Raw genomic sequence first — 15,256 nt, forward strand, 5'->3', positions numbered from 1 at the left:
TGCGGGCGTATAACGGCTTAAGACGTTTGCACGTTTATAGGGTCAGCGACCTCAGTCGCACCCTTCCTTGTCGTGCCTTGCCTCGCTTTGCCTTGTTTTGATTACTTTGGTTTTGTGGTTTCGGAGCACCTTCGGAGGACACCAGTGGGACGACTCTTCGGCACGGACGGCGTGCGCGGCGTCGCCAACGCGGACCTGACAGCCGAGCTCGCGCTCGGACTCTCGGTCGCGGCGGCGCACGTGCTGGCCGAAGCGGGCACCTTCGCGGGGCATCGGGCGACCGCTCTGGTGGGGCGTGACCCCCGCGCGTCCGGAGAGTTCCTGGAGGCCGCCGTCGTGGCGGGCCTGGCCAGTGCCGGAGTGGACGTGCTGCGTGTCGGGGTGCTCCCCACCCCCGCCGTCGCGTATCTCACCGGAGCGCTGGGCGCGGACATCGGCGTCATGCTCTCGGCCAGCCACAACGCCATGCCGGACAACGGCATCAAGTTCTTCGCGCGCGGCGGGCACAAGCTCGCCGACGAGCTGGAGGACCGCATCGAGACGGTCTACGACCAGCACCGCACCGGTCAGCCGTGGAGCCGTCCCACCGGCGGCGGCGTAGGCCGTGTCACCGACTACACCGAGGGCTTCGACCGTTACGTCGCGCACCTCATCGGTGTCCTCCCGAACCGGCTCGACGGGCTGAAGGTCGTCCTCGACGAGGCGCACGGTGCCGCCGCCCGCGTCTCGCCCGAGGCGTTCGCCCGTGCCGGTGCCGAGGTCATCACCATCGGCGCCGAACCGGACGGCCTGAACATCAACGACGGCTGCGGCTCCACCCATCTGGAGCTGCTGCGGTCCGCCGTCGTCGCGCACGGCGCCGACCTCGGCATCGCGCACGACGGTGACGCGGACCGCTGCCTGGCCGTGGACGCGACCGGCTCGGAGGTCGACGGCGACCAGATCCTGGCCGTGCTCGCCCTCGCCATGCGCGAGTCCGGCCATCTGCGCAAGGACACCGTCGTCGGCACGGTCATGTCGAACCTCGGCTTCAAGATGGCGATGGAGCGGGAGGGCATCCAGCTCGTCCAGACCGCTGTCGGCGACCGCTACGTCCTGGAGTCGATGAAGGCCGAGGGCTTCGCGCTGGGCGGCGAGCAGTCCGGCCACGTCATCGTCCTGGACCACGCCACGACGGGTGACGGCACGCTGACCGGGCTGATGCTCGCGGCCCGGGTCGCCGCCACCGGACGTACGCTCGCCGACCTGGCGGGTGTGATGCAGCGCCTCCCGCAGGTCCTTATCAACGTGCCGGACGTCGACAAGTCCCGTGTGGACACCTCGCCCGAGGTGGCCGCCGCGGTGTCCCAGGCCGAGCACGCGCTGGGCGACACCGGCCGCGTACTCCTGCGCAAGTCGGGCACCGAGCCGCTCGTACGGGTCATGGTCGAGGCCGCCGATCTCGAACAGGCGCGCGCCGTGGCGGGACAGCTGGCCGACGTGGTCAAGTCCGCGCTCGGCTGACAGGCACTCAACTCCCGGAAGGGCCCGGCCTCACGGCCGGGTCCTTCCGACGTTGTGCCGTCCACAGCGCCTTCTGGACCAGCAGCGTCAGAGTCCCCGCCACCACGATGCCGCCCAGGTTGGCCAGCAGCTGCGCCGAGGAGCCCCAGGTCTGCGCGAAGTCCTGGTAGCTGAAGGCGACCGCCGCGTTGGCGGCTGCCGGCACGGTGGTCACCGAGATCGCCACTCCGATCAGCGCCCCGGACTTCGCCGAGGTCAGCGAGAGCGTCCCCGCGACGCCCGCCAGGAGCGCCACCACGAACGACATCCAGTCCGGGTGCCAGATGAAGCCGGTGTTCGGCCGGTCCGCCGTGACCATGCCGGCGTCGAACAGGCCGAACGCGTCCATCAGCCAGGCAAATCCGGCCGTCAGTACCATCGCCGCGGCGAAGCCGCCGATCAGCGCCCACAGCGACCGTGCCACCAGCCGGGGCGCGCGCTGCACCACCGCCGTCGAGATCCCCGCCAGCGGGCCGAACTCCGGGCCGACCGCCATCGCACCCACGATCAGGATCGCGTTGTCCAGCATGACCCCGCAGGCCGCGAGCATCGTCGCGACGGCGAGGAAGGCCACATAGGTGGCGCTGAACGTCGACTCCTCATGGGTCACCTCGCTCAGCTCTTCCCAGAGCACGGCGTCCGCGCCCTCGCCCGGGGCCGCGCGTTCGGCCTCGTCGGCGCGCCTGGATAGGGTGAGGTCCATGTTCTCGACGGTGATGGAGCCGCAGTCGTCGATGCCCATCTTCCGCAGCGCGCCGATGAGTTCGTCACCCGCCTCCCGCGCCACGTCGCACAGGATCACATCTCCCACAGGGCTCCGCGCGGCGCCCGTGAGCACCGCGACATGGGCGGTGCCCACGGTCCGCTCGATCAGCCCGACGACCTCGTCGCTTCGGTCGGCGGGCACGATGAGGCGCAGATGCAGCACGGGCGCACCCTTTCGGAGTCAGAGTTTGCGCAGTGACAGGCGCTGGACCTTGTGGTCCGGCCCCTTGCGCAGCACCAGGGTGGCACGGCCGCGCGTCGGCGCCACGTTCTCCAGCAGATTGGGCTTGTTGATGGTCCGCCACATGGTGCGCGCGTAGTCCAGCGCCTCCGCCTCGGAGACCTGGGTGTACTTGCGGAAGTACGAGAACGGGTTCTGGAAGGCCGTCTCGCGCAGCCTGCGGAAGCGGTTGAGATACCAGGTCTCGATGTCCTCGGCCTTCGCGTCCACGTACACGCTGAAGTCGAAGTAGTCGGCGAGCCCGACCCTGGTCCGGCCGTCCTTGCCGGGCAGCGCGGGCTGCAGCACGTTCAGCCCCTCGACGATCAGGATGTCGGGGCGGCGTACGGTCAGCCGCTCGCCCGGCACGATGTCGTAGATCAGATGCGAGTAGACGGGAGCCGTCACCTCGTCCTTGCCGGCCTTGATGTCGGCGACGAACCGGGTCAGCGCCCGCCGGTCGTACGACTCGGGGAACCCCTTGCGAGACATCAGCCCCCGCGACTCGAGCTCCTTCATCGGCAGCAGGAACCCGTCGGTCGTCACCAGCTCCACCCGTGGGTGCTCCGGCCAGCGCGCCAGCAGCGCCTGGAGGATGCGTGCGCTGGTGGACTTCCCGACGGCGACACTTCCGGCGACCCCTATGACGAACGGGGTACCGCGCTGCTCCCCGTGCCCGTTGCCCGCGTCCCCGAGGAAGGTGTTCAGGGCGCCGCGGAGGCCCGACGTGGCCTGGACGTAGAGGTTGAGCAGCCGGGAGAGCGGCAGATAGACGTCGCGGACCTCGTCGAGATCGATGACGTCGCCGAGCCCTCTCAGCTTCTCGACCTCCTCGGCGCTCAGCGGCAGCGGAGTCTTGTCACGCAGCGCGCTCCACTCGGCCCGGGTCAGGTCGACGTAGGGCGTCGGCGCGTGCTCGGTGCGGCGGGGGGTCCGTGCGGGTGAGGTGATCACGTATTCATTGTTGCGGGAGTTCGAACGGAGTGGGGGGTGGGGTCGGTCACGTACCTGCGGTTCCGCGATGGCGGAGCGCCGGGTACGGGGCTCGCCTACGGTCTTTGTACATGCCCCACATGCACCTGCCGGGAGACGCCGGATGTCCGTGACCCAGATCGACGTAGACGATGACGCGCTGGAGCGGACCATGGCGCTGTCCAAGGCCAGGACCAAGGGAGAAGCCGTCAATCTGGCGCTCCGGTACTACGCGGAACAGCAGGACCGTGCGGCGCGTATCGGTCGGCATTTCGAGCGTGCGCAGCGCTGGGGGGCTGTGGAGGATGCCGAGCGCCGTCACCGCGCGGAGAAGGACGATCGGTGATCTACCTGCTCGACACGTCCGGGCTTGTCCGGTTGCTCAGTGACGCCGAGTTGCAGTCCGCCTGGTACGACACTATCTGTGCCAATGCCGGTGGATGTCCGCCGCGTGGCGGTCGTACAGCCCGGCGAAGAGCTCCGGATCGTCGAGGGACCCGGCGATCATCTCGGCGTCGTCCGGACCGCCTGGTGGCGGTGGTCGTCTTCCGGGCACAGCGCTTCCAGCGGTCCGGTTCGGTGCGTCTGGCACCGACACCGTATCGCCGCAGGCCCCCTGGTCGTACGTCCTTCAACTCCCGCACGACAGCCGGGCGCCCGGGCGGGGGCTCCTCCTCGTGCAGAGCTGCGCCGACAACTGGGGCGGTACCGGCTCGGCGACGACTTCTTCGGCCGCAACGGCAAGCTGCTGTGGTTCGAGCTCGCTCCCAGCCCGGAGATGGTCCCTGCGGCCTGAACGTACGCCTGGTCGAGTACGTGGAGCGGGCCACGGCGCTCGCGGGTGCGACCACCCCATCTGGACGCCCCGTTCCCGCTGGCGATCGATCCGGCTGGGCTCTCCCGGCAGTAGTCGCGGTCCGACGATGACGACCTGTGCACGGCCGGGCCGCTCGGGCATGTCGGAAGCCGGGCGGAGGGGTGGTGCGGGCCTTATGGTGCCGATATGTGCGGAATCGTGGGTTATGTCGGGGTGCAGTCGGCGCAGGATGTCGTCGTCGCGGGGCTGAAGCGGCTGGAGTACCGGGGGTACGACTCCGCCGGGGTCGCCGTCCTCGCGGATGGGGGGCTGGCCTCCGCGAAGAAGGCGGGGAAGCTCCTCAATCTGGAGAAGGAGCTCAAGGACCGGCCGCTCCCGGCCGGGAACACCGGGATCGGGCACACCCGTTGGGCCACGCACGGCGGGCCCACCGATGCCAACGCCCACCCGCATCTCGACAACGCCGGCCGGGTCGCCGTCGTGCACAACGGGATCATCGAGAACTTCGCCGCGCTGAGGGAGGAGTTGGCGGGGCGTGGTCATGATCTGACCTCCGAGACCGACACCGAGGTGGTGGCCCATCTGCTCGCCGAGGCGTACTCGTCGGGCGGTGACCTGGCGGAGGCCATGCGGGAGGTGTGCCGGCGGCTGGAGGGGGCGTTCACCCTGGTCGCGGTGCACGCGGACGAACCGGACACGGTGATCGGGGCCCGGCGGAACTCGCCGCTGGTGGTCGGGGTGGGGGACGGGGAGATGTTCCTCGCCTCCGACGTGGCCGCCTTCATCGCGTACACGCGGGACGCGATCGAGCTCGGCCAGGACCAGGTGGTCGAGCTGCGCAGGGGCGGGGTGACGGTCACCGGCTTCGACGGCCGGCCCGCCGACGTACGCGAGTACCACGTGGACTGGGACGCGTCGGCCGCCGAGAAGGGCGGCTACGCCTCCTTCATGCTCAAGGAGATCGCCGACCAGCCCAAGGCCGTCGCCGACACCCTGCTCGGCCGGATCGACGGCTCGGGCGCCCTCCACCTCGACGAGGTGCGGATCCCCGCGGGTGAGCTCCGTGAGGTCGACAAGGTCGTCGTCGTCGCCTGCGGGACCGCGTTCCACGCAGGGATGATCGCCAAGTACGCCATCGAGCACTGGACCAGGCTGCCCTGCGAGACGGAGCTCGCCAGCGAGTTCCGCTACCGCGACCCGATCCTGGACCAGCGCACCCTCGTCGTCGCCATCTCGCAGTCGGGCGAGACGATGGACACGCTGATGGCGGTCCGGCACGCCCGTGAGCAGGGGGCGAAGGTCCTCGCCATCTGCAACACGAACGGGTCGACCATCCCCAGGGAGTCGGACGCCGTCCTCTACACGCACGCCGGACCGGAGGTCGCGGTCGCCTCCACCAAGGCGTTCCTGACGCAGCTCGTCTCCTGCTACCTCGTCGCGCTGTACCTGGGACAGGTGCGCGGCACCAAGTGGGGCGACGAGATCCGCACGGTCGTACGCCAGCTCTCCGAGATGTCCGGCGCGGTCGAACGCGTGCTGGGGACCATGGAGCCGGTACTCGAACTGGCCCGCTCGCTGGCCGGCCACGACACGGTGCTCTTCGTGGGCCGGCACGTCGGCTACCCGGTGGCCATGGAAGGCGCGCTGAAGCTCAAGGAACTCGCGTACATGCATGCCGAGGGCTTCGCCGCCGGGGAGCTCAAGCACGGGCCGATCGCCCTGATCGAAGAGGGGCTGCCGGTCGTGGTGATCGTGCCGTCCCCGCGCGGCCGTTCGGTGCTGCACGACAAGATCGTGTCGAACATCCAGGAGATCAGGGCCCGTGGCGCACTTACCGTCGTCATCGCGGAGGAGGGCGACGAGGAGGTCGTCCCGTACGCCGATCACCTCATCAGGATCCCGGCTACGCCTACGCTGCTTCAGCCGCTGGTCGCCACGGTGCCGTTGCAGGTCTTCGCCTGCGAGCTGGCGACCGCCCGGGGCAACGAGGTGGACCAGCCGCGCAACCTGGCGAAGTCCGTGACAGTCGAATGAGTGAGTGAGCGCGTGATCATTGGGGTCGGGATCGATGTGGCGGAGATCGAACGCTTCGGCGCGGCGCTGGGGCGCACGCCCCAGCTGGCCGAGCGGCTCTTCCTGGAGCGGGAGTTGCTGCTGCCCGGCGGGGAGCGGCGGGGGATCGCCTCGCTGGCGGCCAGGTTCGCCGCGAAGGAGGCCCTGGCCAAGGCGCTCGGCGCACCGGGCGGGCTGCTCTGGACCGACGCCGAGGTGTGCGTCGAGGAGAGCGGGAAGCCGCGCCTTGAGGTCACCGGCACCGTCGCGGCTCGGGCGGCCGAGCTCGGTGTGCGCAGCTGGCACGTGTCGCTGAGCCATGACGCGGGGGTGGCGTCCGCCGTGGTGATCGCGGAGGGTTGAGGGCATGAGACACGCCTACAGCGTCGAGACCGTACGGACCGCCGAGAAGGCGCTCATGGCACGGCTCCCGGAGGGCGCGCTGATGCAGCGCGCCGCCGCCGGGCTCGCGGTGGCCTGCGGTGACCTGCTCCGCCGCAACGGGCGGGTGTACGGGTCCCGGGTCCTGCTCCTCGTCGGCAGCGGCGACAACGGCGGCGACACGCTGTACGCGGGCGCCCGGCTGGCCCGGCGCGGAGCGGGTGTACGGGCCGTGCTGACCTCGCCGGACAAGGTCCACCGGGCCGCGCTCGCCGCCCTGCTGGCCGCGGGCGGGCAGGTCCTGGACACCCCCGACGGCCTGGGCCCCGTCGACCTCGTCGTCGACGGCATCACCGGGATCGGGGGACGCGGCGGTCTGCGTCCCGGGGCGGCGGAGCTGGTCAGCGCGGTCACCCGGGGGCACGCGCCCGTGCTCGCGGTGGACCTGCCGAGCGGGGTCGAGGCGGACACCGGCCAGGTGCTCGGCGCCGCCGTACGGGCGGACGCGACGGTCACCTTCGGCACGTACAAGCCGGGGCTGCTCATCGACCCGGCCGCCGAACGCGCGGGCGCGCTCCGGCTCGTCGACATCGGGCTCGCGGCGGAGCTGCCGGCACGTCCCGACCTGGAGGCCCTCCAGTACGCCGATGTGGCAGCCCTGCTGCCCGAGCCCGACGCCGAGAGCGACAAGTACCGGCGCGGGGTCGTCGGGGTGGCCGCGGGCTCGGAGCGGTACCCGGGCGCGGCCGTGCTCGCCGTCGCCGGGGCGCTGCGGGGCGGCGCCGGAGCCGTGCGGTACGCGGGCCCCGGGGCCGACGCGGTGATCGCCCGCTTCCCGGAGACGCTGGTGCACCCCGGTCCGCCGTCGAAGGCCGGGCGCGTCCAGGCGTGGGTGGTCGGGCCCGGACTCGGTGACGGCACGCAGGCCGCCACGGCGGTTTCCGACGTGCTGGCCGCGGACGTCCCCGTGCTGGTCGACGCGGACGGACTCCGGCTGATGGACGCCGGCGCCGTACAGGAGCGGACCGCCGCCACCGTCCTCACCCCGCACGCCGGTGAGGCCGCCGCGCTGCTCGGTGTGGAGCGCGAGGAGGTCGAGGCGGGACGGCTCGCCGCCGTACGGGAACTGGCCGCGCGCTACCGGGCCACGGTGCTGCTGAAGGGCTCGACGACCCTCGTAGCCGAGTCCGGGGACACGCCCGTGCGGGTGAATCCGACCGGCACCTCCTGGCTGGCCACGGCGGGCAGCGGCGATGTGCTCTCCGGGCTGACCGGCTCGCTGCTTGCGGCGGGCCTCGATCCGCGCGACGCCGCGTCGGTGGGCGCCTATCTGCACGGGCTCGCGGCACGCCGGTCCTCCGACGGGGCGCCTGTCACCGCCCAGGACGTCGCGGACGCGCTGCCGGCTGCGTGGCGGGACGTGCGGGCCTGATCCAGGCTGGAAGCACGGGAACGGAAGGTGGTCGGTGTGGGCAGCGGCAGCAAGATCCGCGTACGCAGGGTGTACGACCCGCCGGAGGAGGACGACGGCACCCGTGTGCTCGTCGACCGGCTCTGGCCGCGCGGGATCTCCAAGGAGCACGCGGCGGTCGACCTGTGGGCCAAGGACGTGACCCCTTCGACGGAACTCCGCACCTGGTACCACGAGGCCCCCGACGGCCGGTACGACGACTTCGTGGACCGCTACCGCACCGAGCTCGGCGACCCCGCGCACACCGAGGCCGTCCAGGAGCTGCTCGCCCTGCTGCGCCGGGGCGGCGCCGTCACCCTCGTCACGGCCGTGAAGGACGTCCCGGCCAGCCATGTCCCCGTCCTCGTCGAGCATCTGGAGCACGCCCTCGACCACCGCTGACCGCCTCACCGGGCACAGAGGTCGAGGGCACAGGCGTACGGCTCTGAGACACTGGGCGCGATGAACGAGACAGCGACCCTGAGAGCCCGTGCCGAGATCGACCTCGCCGCGTTGCGCGCGAATGTGCGCGAACTGCGAGCGCGGGCGTCCGGGGCACAGCTCATGGCCGTGGTGAAGTCCGACGCTTACGGGCACGGGGCGCTGCCCTGCGCCAGGGCGGCGCTGGAGGCCGGCGCGGACTGGCTCGGCACCGCCACCCCGCAGGAGGCTCTCGCGCTGCGTGAGGCCGGGATCGCCGGCCGGGTGATGTGCTGGCTGTGGACGCCAGGCGGCCCCTGGCGCGAGGCGGTCGAGGCCGACATCGATGTCTCGGTGAGCGGGATGTGGGCACTCGACGAGGTCGTCGCCGCGGCCACGGAGGCCGGGATCCCGGCACGGGTCCAGCTCAAGGCCGACACGGGCCTCGGACGCAACGGCTGCCAGCCCGCGGACTGGCCGGAACTCGTGGGCGCCGCCCGCGCCGCCGAGGACGCGGGCGCCCTGCGCGTCACGGGACTCTGGTCGCACTTCGCCTGCGCCGACGAGCCCGGCCACCCGTCGATCGCCGCTCAGCTGGACGTCTTCCGCGACATGGTGGCCTACGCCGAGAAGGAGGGCGTCCGGCCCGAGGTGCGGCACATCGCGAACTCCCCGGCGACGCTCACGGTGCCCGAGTCCCACTTCGACCTCGTACGCACCGGTATCGCGATGTACGGCATCTCGCCCAGCCCCGAGCTGGGCACCCCGGCCGACTTCGGGCTGCGGCCCGTCATGACGCTCGTCGCCTCCGTCGCCCTGGTCAAGCAGGTGCCCCCGGGGCACGGCATCAGCTACGGGCACCACTACACGACCCCCGCCGAGACGACGCTCGCGCTGGTGCCGGTCGGCTACGCGGACGGCATCCCGCGCCATGCCTCGGGACGGGGCCCCGTCCTCGTCGGCGGCGCCGTACGCAGGATCGCGGGCCGGGTGGCGATGGACCAGTTCGTCGTCGACCTCGGGGGCGACACCCTCGACGCGGGGGCGGAAGCGGTGCTGTTCGGGCCGGGGGACCGGGGAGAGCCGAGCGCCGAGGACTGGGCGCAGGCGGCGGACACGATCGCGTACGAGATCGTCACACGCATCGGTGCGCGCGTGCCCCGCGTCCATCTCCACGAGGGCCCTCAAGACCGGGACTGACAGTCCGGCCTGCGAGGATCATGGTCCGACGACTACGAAGGAGCGCGGCACGGTGAGCGAGACCAGCCCCGAGGACGTGGTGGCGACGGCGGCCGCCGCGGCGGCCGGCTGGCGCCGGGCGGGCGTCGCCGGGGCGGCGATAGGCGTCATCGCCGCGGGCGCGGCCGCCGGCGTCGCCGTCGAGCGGCTCACCGTGGGCCGGGGCATGCGGAAGAGGGCCAGGCTCGCGCTGGACGCCTCCGGTCCGTACGGCTCGCTGCGCGGGCTGCCCGGCCGTGCGGTCGCGGACGACGGCACCGAGCTGTACTACGAGGTCGACGAGATCGAGCCGGACGGCGGGACGGGCCGGGCGGGCGGGCGTGCCCCCGCAGGCTCCGGGCCGCGCCGGCGCAGGCTCTTCGGCAGCAAGGACCCCGCACCCCTGACCGTCGTCTTCAGCCACGGCTACTGCCTCGGCCAGGACTCCTGGCACTTCCAGCGCGCCGCGCTGCGCGGCCTGGTCCGCACGGTCCACTGGGACCAGCGCAGCCACGGCCGCTCCGAGCGGGGCAGGGCGCAGGCCGAGGGTGTGCCGGTCGGCATCGACCAGCTCGGCCGTGATCTCAGGGCGGTCCTCGACGCGGCGGCCCCCGAGGGCCCGCTGGTGCTGGTCGGGCACTCCATGGGCGGCATGACGATGATGGCGCTCGCCGACCGCTACCCGGAGCTGATCCGCGACCGGGTGGCCGCGGTCGCGTTCGTGGGGACGTCGAGCGGCAAGCTCGGCGAGGTGAACTTCGGGCTGCCGGTGGCGGGCGTGAACGCGGTGCGCCGGGTGCTGCCCGGGGTGCTGAAAGCGCTCGGCTCGCAGGCCGAGCTGGTCGAGCGGGGGCGGCGGGCGACGGCCGACCTGTTCGCGGGGCTGATCAAGCGGTATTCGTTCGGGTCGAGGGATGTGGACCCGGCGGTCGCGCGGTTCGCGGAGCGGCTCATCGAGTCCACCCCGATCGATGTGGTCGCCGAGTTCTATCCGGCCTTCACCGAGCACGACAAGAGCGGGGCCCTGCCCGCCTTCCGTGGGCTTCCGGTGCTGATCCTGGCCGGTGACAAGGACCTGGTGACGCCGAGTTCGCACAGCGAGGCCATCGCGGACGAGCTTCCGGAGGCCGAGCTGGTCATCGTGCCGGACGCCGGGCACCTGGTGATGCTGGAGCACCCCGAGACGGTGACCGACCGGCTCGCGGACCTGCTGGTGCGGATCGGAGCCGTTCCGGCGGAGCCGGGCTGATCCTCTACCGTTGGGCTCCATGGAAGCAGCGCACAACGGCCCCGCCGCACCGGGCACCGTCACCCTGGATATCGCGGTCGAGTCCCCCGAGGAGATGAAGGAGCTGGGCCGCCGGATCGCCGGTGTACTGGCCCCCGGCGACCTGGTGATGCTCACCGGTGAGCTCGGCGCGGGCAAGACCACCCTGACCCGCGGCCTCGGCGAGGGCCTCGGGGTACGCGGGGCCGTCACCTCGCCGACCTTCGTGATCGCCCGGGTCCATCCGCCGCTGGGCGAGGGCCCCGCCCTGGTCCACGTCGACGCGTACCGCCTCGGCGGCGGTCTCGACGAGATGGAGGACCTGGACCTCGACGTGTCGCTCCCGGAGTCGGTGATCGTCGTGGAATGGGGCGACGGCAAGGTCGAGGAGCTGTCGGAGCACCGGCTGCGGGTGGTGATCGACCGTGCGGTCGGCGACACGGACGACGAGCGCCGCACGGTGACCCTGACGGGGATCGGCGCGCGCTGGTCGGGACTGGGCGCGGAGCTGGCGGGGAGCTGAGAGCGCGCCGGGGTCCGCTCCGGTACCCCTGAGCCCCGGGCCCCCTGCGCTCCTATACTTTCCGACAGGTCGTCGGTAAAATGTTGCGCGGGAGAGGCCCGCCGTGGTCACATGGGAGACAGGGGCTGGTTAGGGCTACCTAACCACGCCTCTCGCCGAAGCCCGAGGAGGCATCCATGCCGGCACCCGAGCGTGAAGTGCAGCCGCAGTCGTCGCGGTCGTCGCAGGCGTCGCAGGCGGGGCCACCGTCGGTGTCCGCGGTGTCGATGAAGGACCTGCTGGCCTCCTGCGCCGCCGCGACGGCGGTGTCGACGCCGCCCAGCGACGAGCGGGCCGACGAGGACGCCGAGGCCGCCGGGAACACGGAGCGCGACGCGGCGTAGCCGCGGGCGTCAGGGGACGACGACGACCTTCACGCCGACCGTGGCGAAGGTCCACAGCGCGTTGCCGTCGGCCCGCTTCATCCGTACCCCGCCGGTCTTCATCGTGGGGTCGGGGCTCTCCATGGAGTCGTCCTGCGCGGCGCTGAAGCCCACGGACACGTCGTCGACGTTCGCGAAGCGCACCACGTGCTCGATCGGGACGCCGTCCGAACCCTTGATGCTGCCGGAGCGTGACGTGACCTGGTACGCGTCGGGCGGCGGGCTCACGGAGCTCGGCATGACGGTGAACGTCCGGAGCGCCTTCTCCTTGTCGTCCACGATCCACACCCGGCGGTCCTTCAGCGCGTACACGACGCGGGTCCCGGTCCCGGAGCCGTCGGGGACCGCGAGCGGCTTCTTCGCCGGCTTGGGCTTCCTGGTGGGAGGGGCCGTCGTCCCTGAGGCGTCGGCCGAGGGTGCGGCGACCGTCTCGGGTGCGCTCGCCGACGCCTGGTAGGCGAGGAAACAGACCCCGGCCAACGCCGCGGCGGTGAGCCCGGCCACGATTCCCGAGCTGCCCCTTGCCACCGTGAGGTCCCCTTTCACATGCCGTCCGTCGCATGTCGTACAAGCATTTACGTCGTACACGCGTATACCCGGCGACGGTACCAGCAGCGGAAGGGGAGACCGGGACGTTGTGCAGGCTGCCATGACCGGGTCGGCGGAGCCGTAGGCTGTTTGTGTGCTGCTGCTCGCCATGGATACCGCCACCCCCGCCGTCACCGTCGCCCTCCACGACGGGTCCTCCGTCGTCGCCGAGACCGGGCAGGTCGACGCCCGCAGGCACGGGGAGCTTCTGCTGCCTGCCGTCGACCGGGTCCTCGCCGAGGCCGGGGTGAAGCTCGACGCCGTGACCGACGTGGCCGTAGGGGTCGGCCCCGGCCCCTACACCGGGCTGCGCGTCGGGCTCGTCACCGCCGCGACCTTCGGCTCCGCGCTCTCCGTGCCGGTGCACGGCGTGTGCACGCTCGACGCCCTCGCGTACGCCGCCGGCCGGGACGGCCTCGAAGGCCCGTTCGCCGTCGCGACCGACGCGCGCCGCAAGGAGGTCTACTGGGCACGGTACGAGGACTGCCGCACCCGGGACGCCGAACCCGCCGTCGACCGGCCCGCGGACGTCGCGGACCGGCTCGCGGGACTGCCCGTCGTCGGCGCGGGCGCGCTGCTCTACCCCGAGGCCTTCCCGGACGCCCGCGGACCGGAACACGTCTCCGCCGGCGCGCTCGCCGCCCTGGCCGCCGAGCGGCTCGCCGCGGGCGCCGCCCTGCTGCCTCCGCAGCCGCTCTATCTGCGCAGGCCCGACGCCCAGGTCCCGAAGAACTACAAGGTGGTCACCCCCCAGTGACCACCGCGACCGCTGTGCTCCGCGAGATGCGCTGGTGGGACATCGAACCGGTGCTGGAGCTCGAACACGAACTGTTCCCCGACGACGCCTGGTCGGCCGGCTTGTTCTGGTCCGAACTCGCCCGTGCGCGCGGGCCCCGGGCCACCCACCGCTACGTCGTCGCCGAGGACCCCGCCGACGGCCGGATCGTCGGCTACGCGGGCCTCGCCTCGGCGGGCGACCTCGCCGACGTCCAGACGATCGGGGTCAGCCGGGGCCGCTGGGGCAGCGGCCTCGGATCCGAACTGCTCACCGACCTCCTCCGGAACGCCACCGCCCTGGAGTGCACCGCCGTGCTCCTGGAGGTCCGTGTCGACAACACCCGCGCGCAGAAGCTCTACGAACGCTTCGGCTTCGAACCCATCGGCTTCCGCCGTGGCTACTACCAGCCGGGCAACATCGACGCACTCGTCATGCGCCTGACCGTACAAGGAACAGAGACAGACTGATGGCTGACGAACCGCTCGTACTCGGTATCGAGACCTCCTGCGACGAGACAGGCGTCGGCATCGTGCGCGGGACGACACTGCTCGCCGACGCCGTCGCGTCCAGCGTCGAGACGCACGCCCGCTTCGGCGGTGTCGTCCCGGAGATCGCATCCCGCGCCCACCTGGAGTCGATGGTCCCCACCATCGAGCGCGCCCTGAAGGACGCCGGGATCAGCGCCCGCGACCTCGACGGCATCGCCGTCACGGCCGGCCCCGGGCTCGCAGGGGCGCTGCTCGTCGGCGTATCGGCCGCCAAGGCGTACGCGTACGCGCTGAACAAGCCGCTGTACGGGGTGAACCACCTGGCCTCGCACATCTGCGTCGACCAGCTGGAGCACGGCCCGCTGCCCGAGCCGACGATGGCGCTGCTGGTGAGCGGAGGGCACTCCTCGCTGCTGCTGGCACCGGACATCACGAGCGACGTACGCCCGCTGGGCGCGACCATCGACGACGCGGCGGGCGAGGCCTTCGACAAGATCGCCCGGGTGCTCGACCTCGGCTTCCCCGGCGGCCCGGTCATCGACCGGCTGGCGCGGGAGGGCGACCCGAAGGCGATCGCCTTCCCGCGTGGACTGAGCGGCTCGCGCGATCCCGCGTACGACTTCTCCTTCTCCGGCCTCAAGACGTCCGTGGCGCGCTGGATCGAGGCGAAGCGCGCGGCCGGTGAGGACGTTCCCGTACGGGATGTGGCGGCGTCCTTCCAGGAGGCCGTGGTGGACGTCCTCACCCGCAAGGCCGTCCGGGCCTGCAAGGACGAGGGCGTCGACCACCTGATGATCGGCGGCGGCGTCGCGGCCAACTCGCGGCTGCGCGCGCTCGCCGAGGAGCGGTGCGGGAAGGCGGGAATCCGGCTGCGGGTCCCCAGGCCGGGGCTCTGCACGGACAACGGGGCCATGGTCGCCGCGCTGGGTGCGGAGATGGTCGCCCGCAACCGCCCGGTGTCGGACCTGGACCTCTCGGCGGACTCCTCGCTGCCGGTCACCGAGACCCATGTGCCGGGTGTCCACGCGCACGGCCACGACCATGTGCACGAGATCAGCAAGGACAACCTCTACTCATGACCGTCGCCCTGATGTGGGAGGCCCGTGCCGCGGAGGGCCGCGGCGCGGAGCTGCTGGAGTGGGCCGGGGCACGTGCGGCCGAGCTGGCCCGGGAGCCGCTGCGCAGCGAGCTGCTGCGCGCCCCGCAGGACCGGGTGCTCGTGCTGACCTGGTGGGACGCGGCGTATGAGGACGAGCTGCCGGAGCTGCCGGAGCCGGACGCCGGGCTGATCAGCCGCCCGGTGCACCGGTGGCGCTTCGAATCCCTCGGTCCGGCGGGCGGCTGAAGGGCGCC

Annotated in this window: 17 protein-coding genes and 1 pseudogene; 14 read left to right on the forward strand and 4 right to left on the reverse strand. The window is 72.1% G+C overall.

The genetic code is table 11. The features are described 5' to 3' along the window. Positions 1–144: 144 nt before the first annotated feature. The gene (gene glmM / locus ACIREO_RS10565; RefSeq protein ID WP_404107245.1) at positions 145–1,503 is read left to right on the forward strand and encodes a phosphoglucosamine mutase; all 1,359 of its coding nucleotides are present in this window, start codon (positions 145–147) and stop codon (positions 1,501–1,503) included. Positions 1,504–1,510: 7 nt separating this feature from the next. Here glmM and ACIREO_RS10570 read toward each other — a convergent pair whose 3' ends face one another. Next, positions 1,511–2,470, reverse strand: coding sequence for a DUF389 domain-containing protein (locus ACIREO_RS10570; RefSeq protein WP_404107247.1), 960 nt, complete (start codon positions 2,468–2,470; stop codon positions 1,511–1,513). An 18-nt stretch (positions 2,471–2,488) separates the two neighbouring features. Next, entirely contained in the window at positions 2,489–3,481 is a 993-nt protein-coding gene (gene coaA, locus ACIREO_RS10575) for a type I pantothenate kinase (protein WP_404107248.1), read from the reverse strand. A gap of 142 nt (positions 3,482–3,623) precedes the next feature. Here coaA and ACIREO_RS10580 point away from each other — a divergent pair, with 142 nt between their 5' ends. Next, a complete protein-coding gene (locus ACIREO_RS10580; RefSeq protein ID WP_404107250.1) occupies positions 3,624–3,845 on the forward strand; it encodes a type II toxin-antitoxin system VapB family antitoxin in 222 nt (73 codons plus the stop codon). 84 nt (positions 3,846–3,929) lie between these two features. Here ACIREO_RS10580 and ACIREO_RS10585 read toward each other — a convergent pair. Beyond that, a pseudogene (locus tag ACIREO_RS10585) lies at positions 3,930–4,055 on the reverse strand (RNA polymerase subunit sigma-70); the annotation flags it as partial. Between the two features lie 447 nt (positions 4,056–4,502). On the opposite strand from ACIREO_RS10585, the gene glmS reads away from it, so the two are divergent. From glmS to ACIREO_RS10625, 8 genes are all read left to right on the forward strand, one after another. Further along, positions 4,503–6,350 carry a glutamine--fructose-6-phosphate transaminase (isomerizing) gene (glmS, locus tag ACIREO_RS10590; RefSeq protein ID WP_404107251.1) on the forward strand — a complete coding sequence of 616 codons (1,848 nt, stop codon included), beginning with the start codon at positions 4,503–4,505 and terminating at the stop codon, positions 6,348–6,350. Between the two features lie 12 nt (positions 6,351–6,362). Continuing rightward, positions 6,363–6,731: a holo-ACP synthase gene (locus ACIREO_RS10595; RefSeq protein WP_404107253.1), complete on the forward strand. Its 369-nt coding sequence runs from the start codon at positions 6,363–6,365 to the stop codon at positions 6,729–6,731. Between the two features lie 4 nt (positions 6,732–6,735). Continuing rightward, positions 6,736–8,181, forward strand: a complete 1,446-nt coding sequence (locus ACIREO_RS10600; protein ID WP_404107254.1) for an NAD(P)H-hydrate dehydratase — start codon at positions 6,736–6,738, stop codon at positions 8,179–8,181. 36 nt (positions 8,182–8,217) lie between these two features. Continuing rightward, entirely contained in the window at positions 8,218–8,601 is a 384-nt protein-coding gene (locus ACIREO_RS10605) for a DUF488 domain-containing protein (protein ID WP_404107255.1), read from the forward strand. Between the two features lie 60 nt (positions 8,602–8,661). Next, complete coding sequence (gene alr / locus ACIREO_RS10610) at positions 8,662–9,819, forward strand: alanine racemase (protein ID WP_404107257.1); 1,158 nt, start codon at positions 8,662–8,664, stop codon at positions 9,817–9,819. 52 nt (positions 9,820–9,871) lie between these two features. Beyond that, positions 9,872–11,086, forward strand: coding sequence for an alpha/beta fold hydrolase (locus ACIREO_RS10615; protein WP_404107259.1), 1,215 nt, complete (start codon positions 9,872–9,874; stop codon positions 11,084–11,086). A gap of 19 nt (positions 11,087–11,105) precedes the next feature. Then, entirely contained in the window at positions 11,106–11,627 is a 522-nt protein-coding gene (gene tsaE / locus ACIREO_RS10620; protein ID WP_404107260.1) for a tRNA (adenosine(37)-N6)-threonylcarbamoyltransferase complex ATPase subunit type 1 TsaE, read from the forward strand. Between the two features lie 176 nt (positions 11,628–11,803). Next, a complete protein-coding gene (locus ACIREO_RS10625) occupies positions 11,804–12,010 on the forward strand; it encodes a hypothetical protein (protein WP_404107261.1) in 207 nt (68 codons plus the stop codon). 9 nt (positions 12,011–12,019) lie between these two features. On the opposite strand, the gene ACIREO_RS10630 is transcribed toward ACIREO_RS10625, so the two are convergent. Continuing rightward, positions 12,020–12,577: a hypothetical protein gene (locus tag ACIREO_RS10630; protein ID WP_404107263.1), complete on the reverse strand. Its 558-nt coding sequence runs from the start codon at positions 12,575–12,577 to the stop codon at positions 12,020–12,022. 169 nt (positions 12,578–12,746) lie between these two features. Between ACIREO_RS10630 and tsaB the strand changes: the two genes are divergently transcribed. From tsaB to ACIREO_RS10650, 4 genes are read left to right on the forward strand one after another with little or no spacing between them, the layout of a single operon-like run. Then, positions 12,747–13,394, forward strand: a complete 648-nt coding sequence (gene tsaB, locus ACIREO_RS10635) for a tRNA (adenosine(37)-N6)-threonylcarbamoyltransferase complex dimerization subunit type 1 TsaB (RefSeq protein ID WP_404107535.1) — start codon at positions 12,747–12,749, stop codon at positions 13,392–13,394. Further along, positions 13,391–13,882: a ribosomal protein S18-alanine N-acetyltransferase gene (gene rimI, locus ACIREO_RS10640; RefSeq protein ID WP_404107265.1), complete on the forward strand. Its 492-nt coding sequence runs from the start codon at positions 13,391–13,393 to the stop codon at positions 13,880–13,882. Before tsaB ends, rimI begins: the two co-directional genes overlap by 4 nt. Further along, on the forward strand, positions 13,882–14,982 hold the full coding sequence (gene tsaD / locus ACIREO_RS10645; protein ID WP_404107267.1) for a tRNA (adenosine(37)-N6)-threonylcarbamoyltransferase complex transferase subunit TsaD: 1,101 nt from the start codon (positions 13,882–13,884) through the stop codon (positions 14,980–14,982). The genes rimI and tsaD overlap by 1 nt, the downstream gene beginning before the upstream one ends. Beyond that, positions 14,979–15,248 carry a hypothetical protein gene (locus ACIREO_RS10650; protein WP_404107269.1) on the forward strand — a complete coding sequence of 90 codons (270 nt, stop codon included), beginning with the start codon at positions 14,979–14,981 and terminating at the stop codon, positions 15,246–15,248. The genes tsaD and ACIREO_RS10650 overlap by 4 nt, the downstream gene beginning before the upstream one ends. Positions 15,249–15,256 lie beyond the last annotated feature (8 nt).

Source organism: Streptomyces sp. NPDC102441 (assembly GCF_044765585.1).
In the GTDB taxonomy this organism is placed as follows: Bacteria; Actinomycetota; Actinomycetes; order Streptomycetales; family Streptomycetaceae; genus Streptomyces.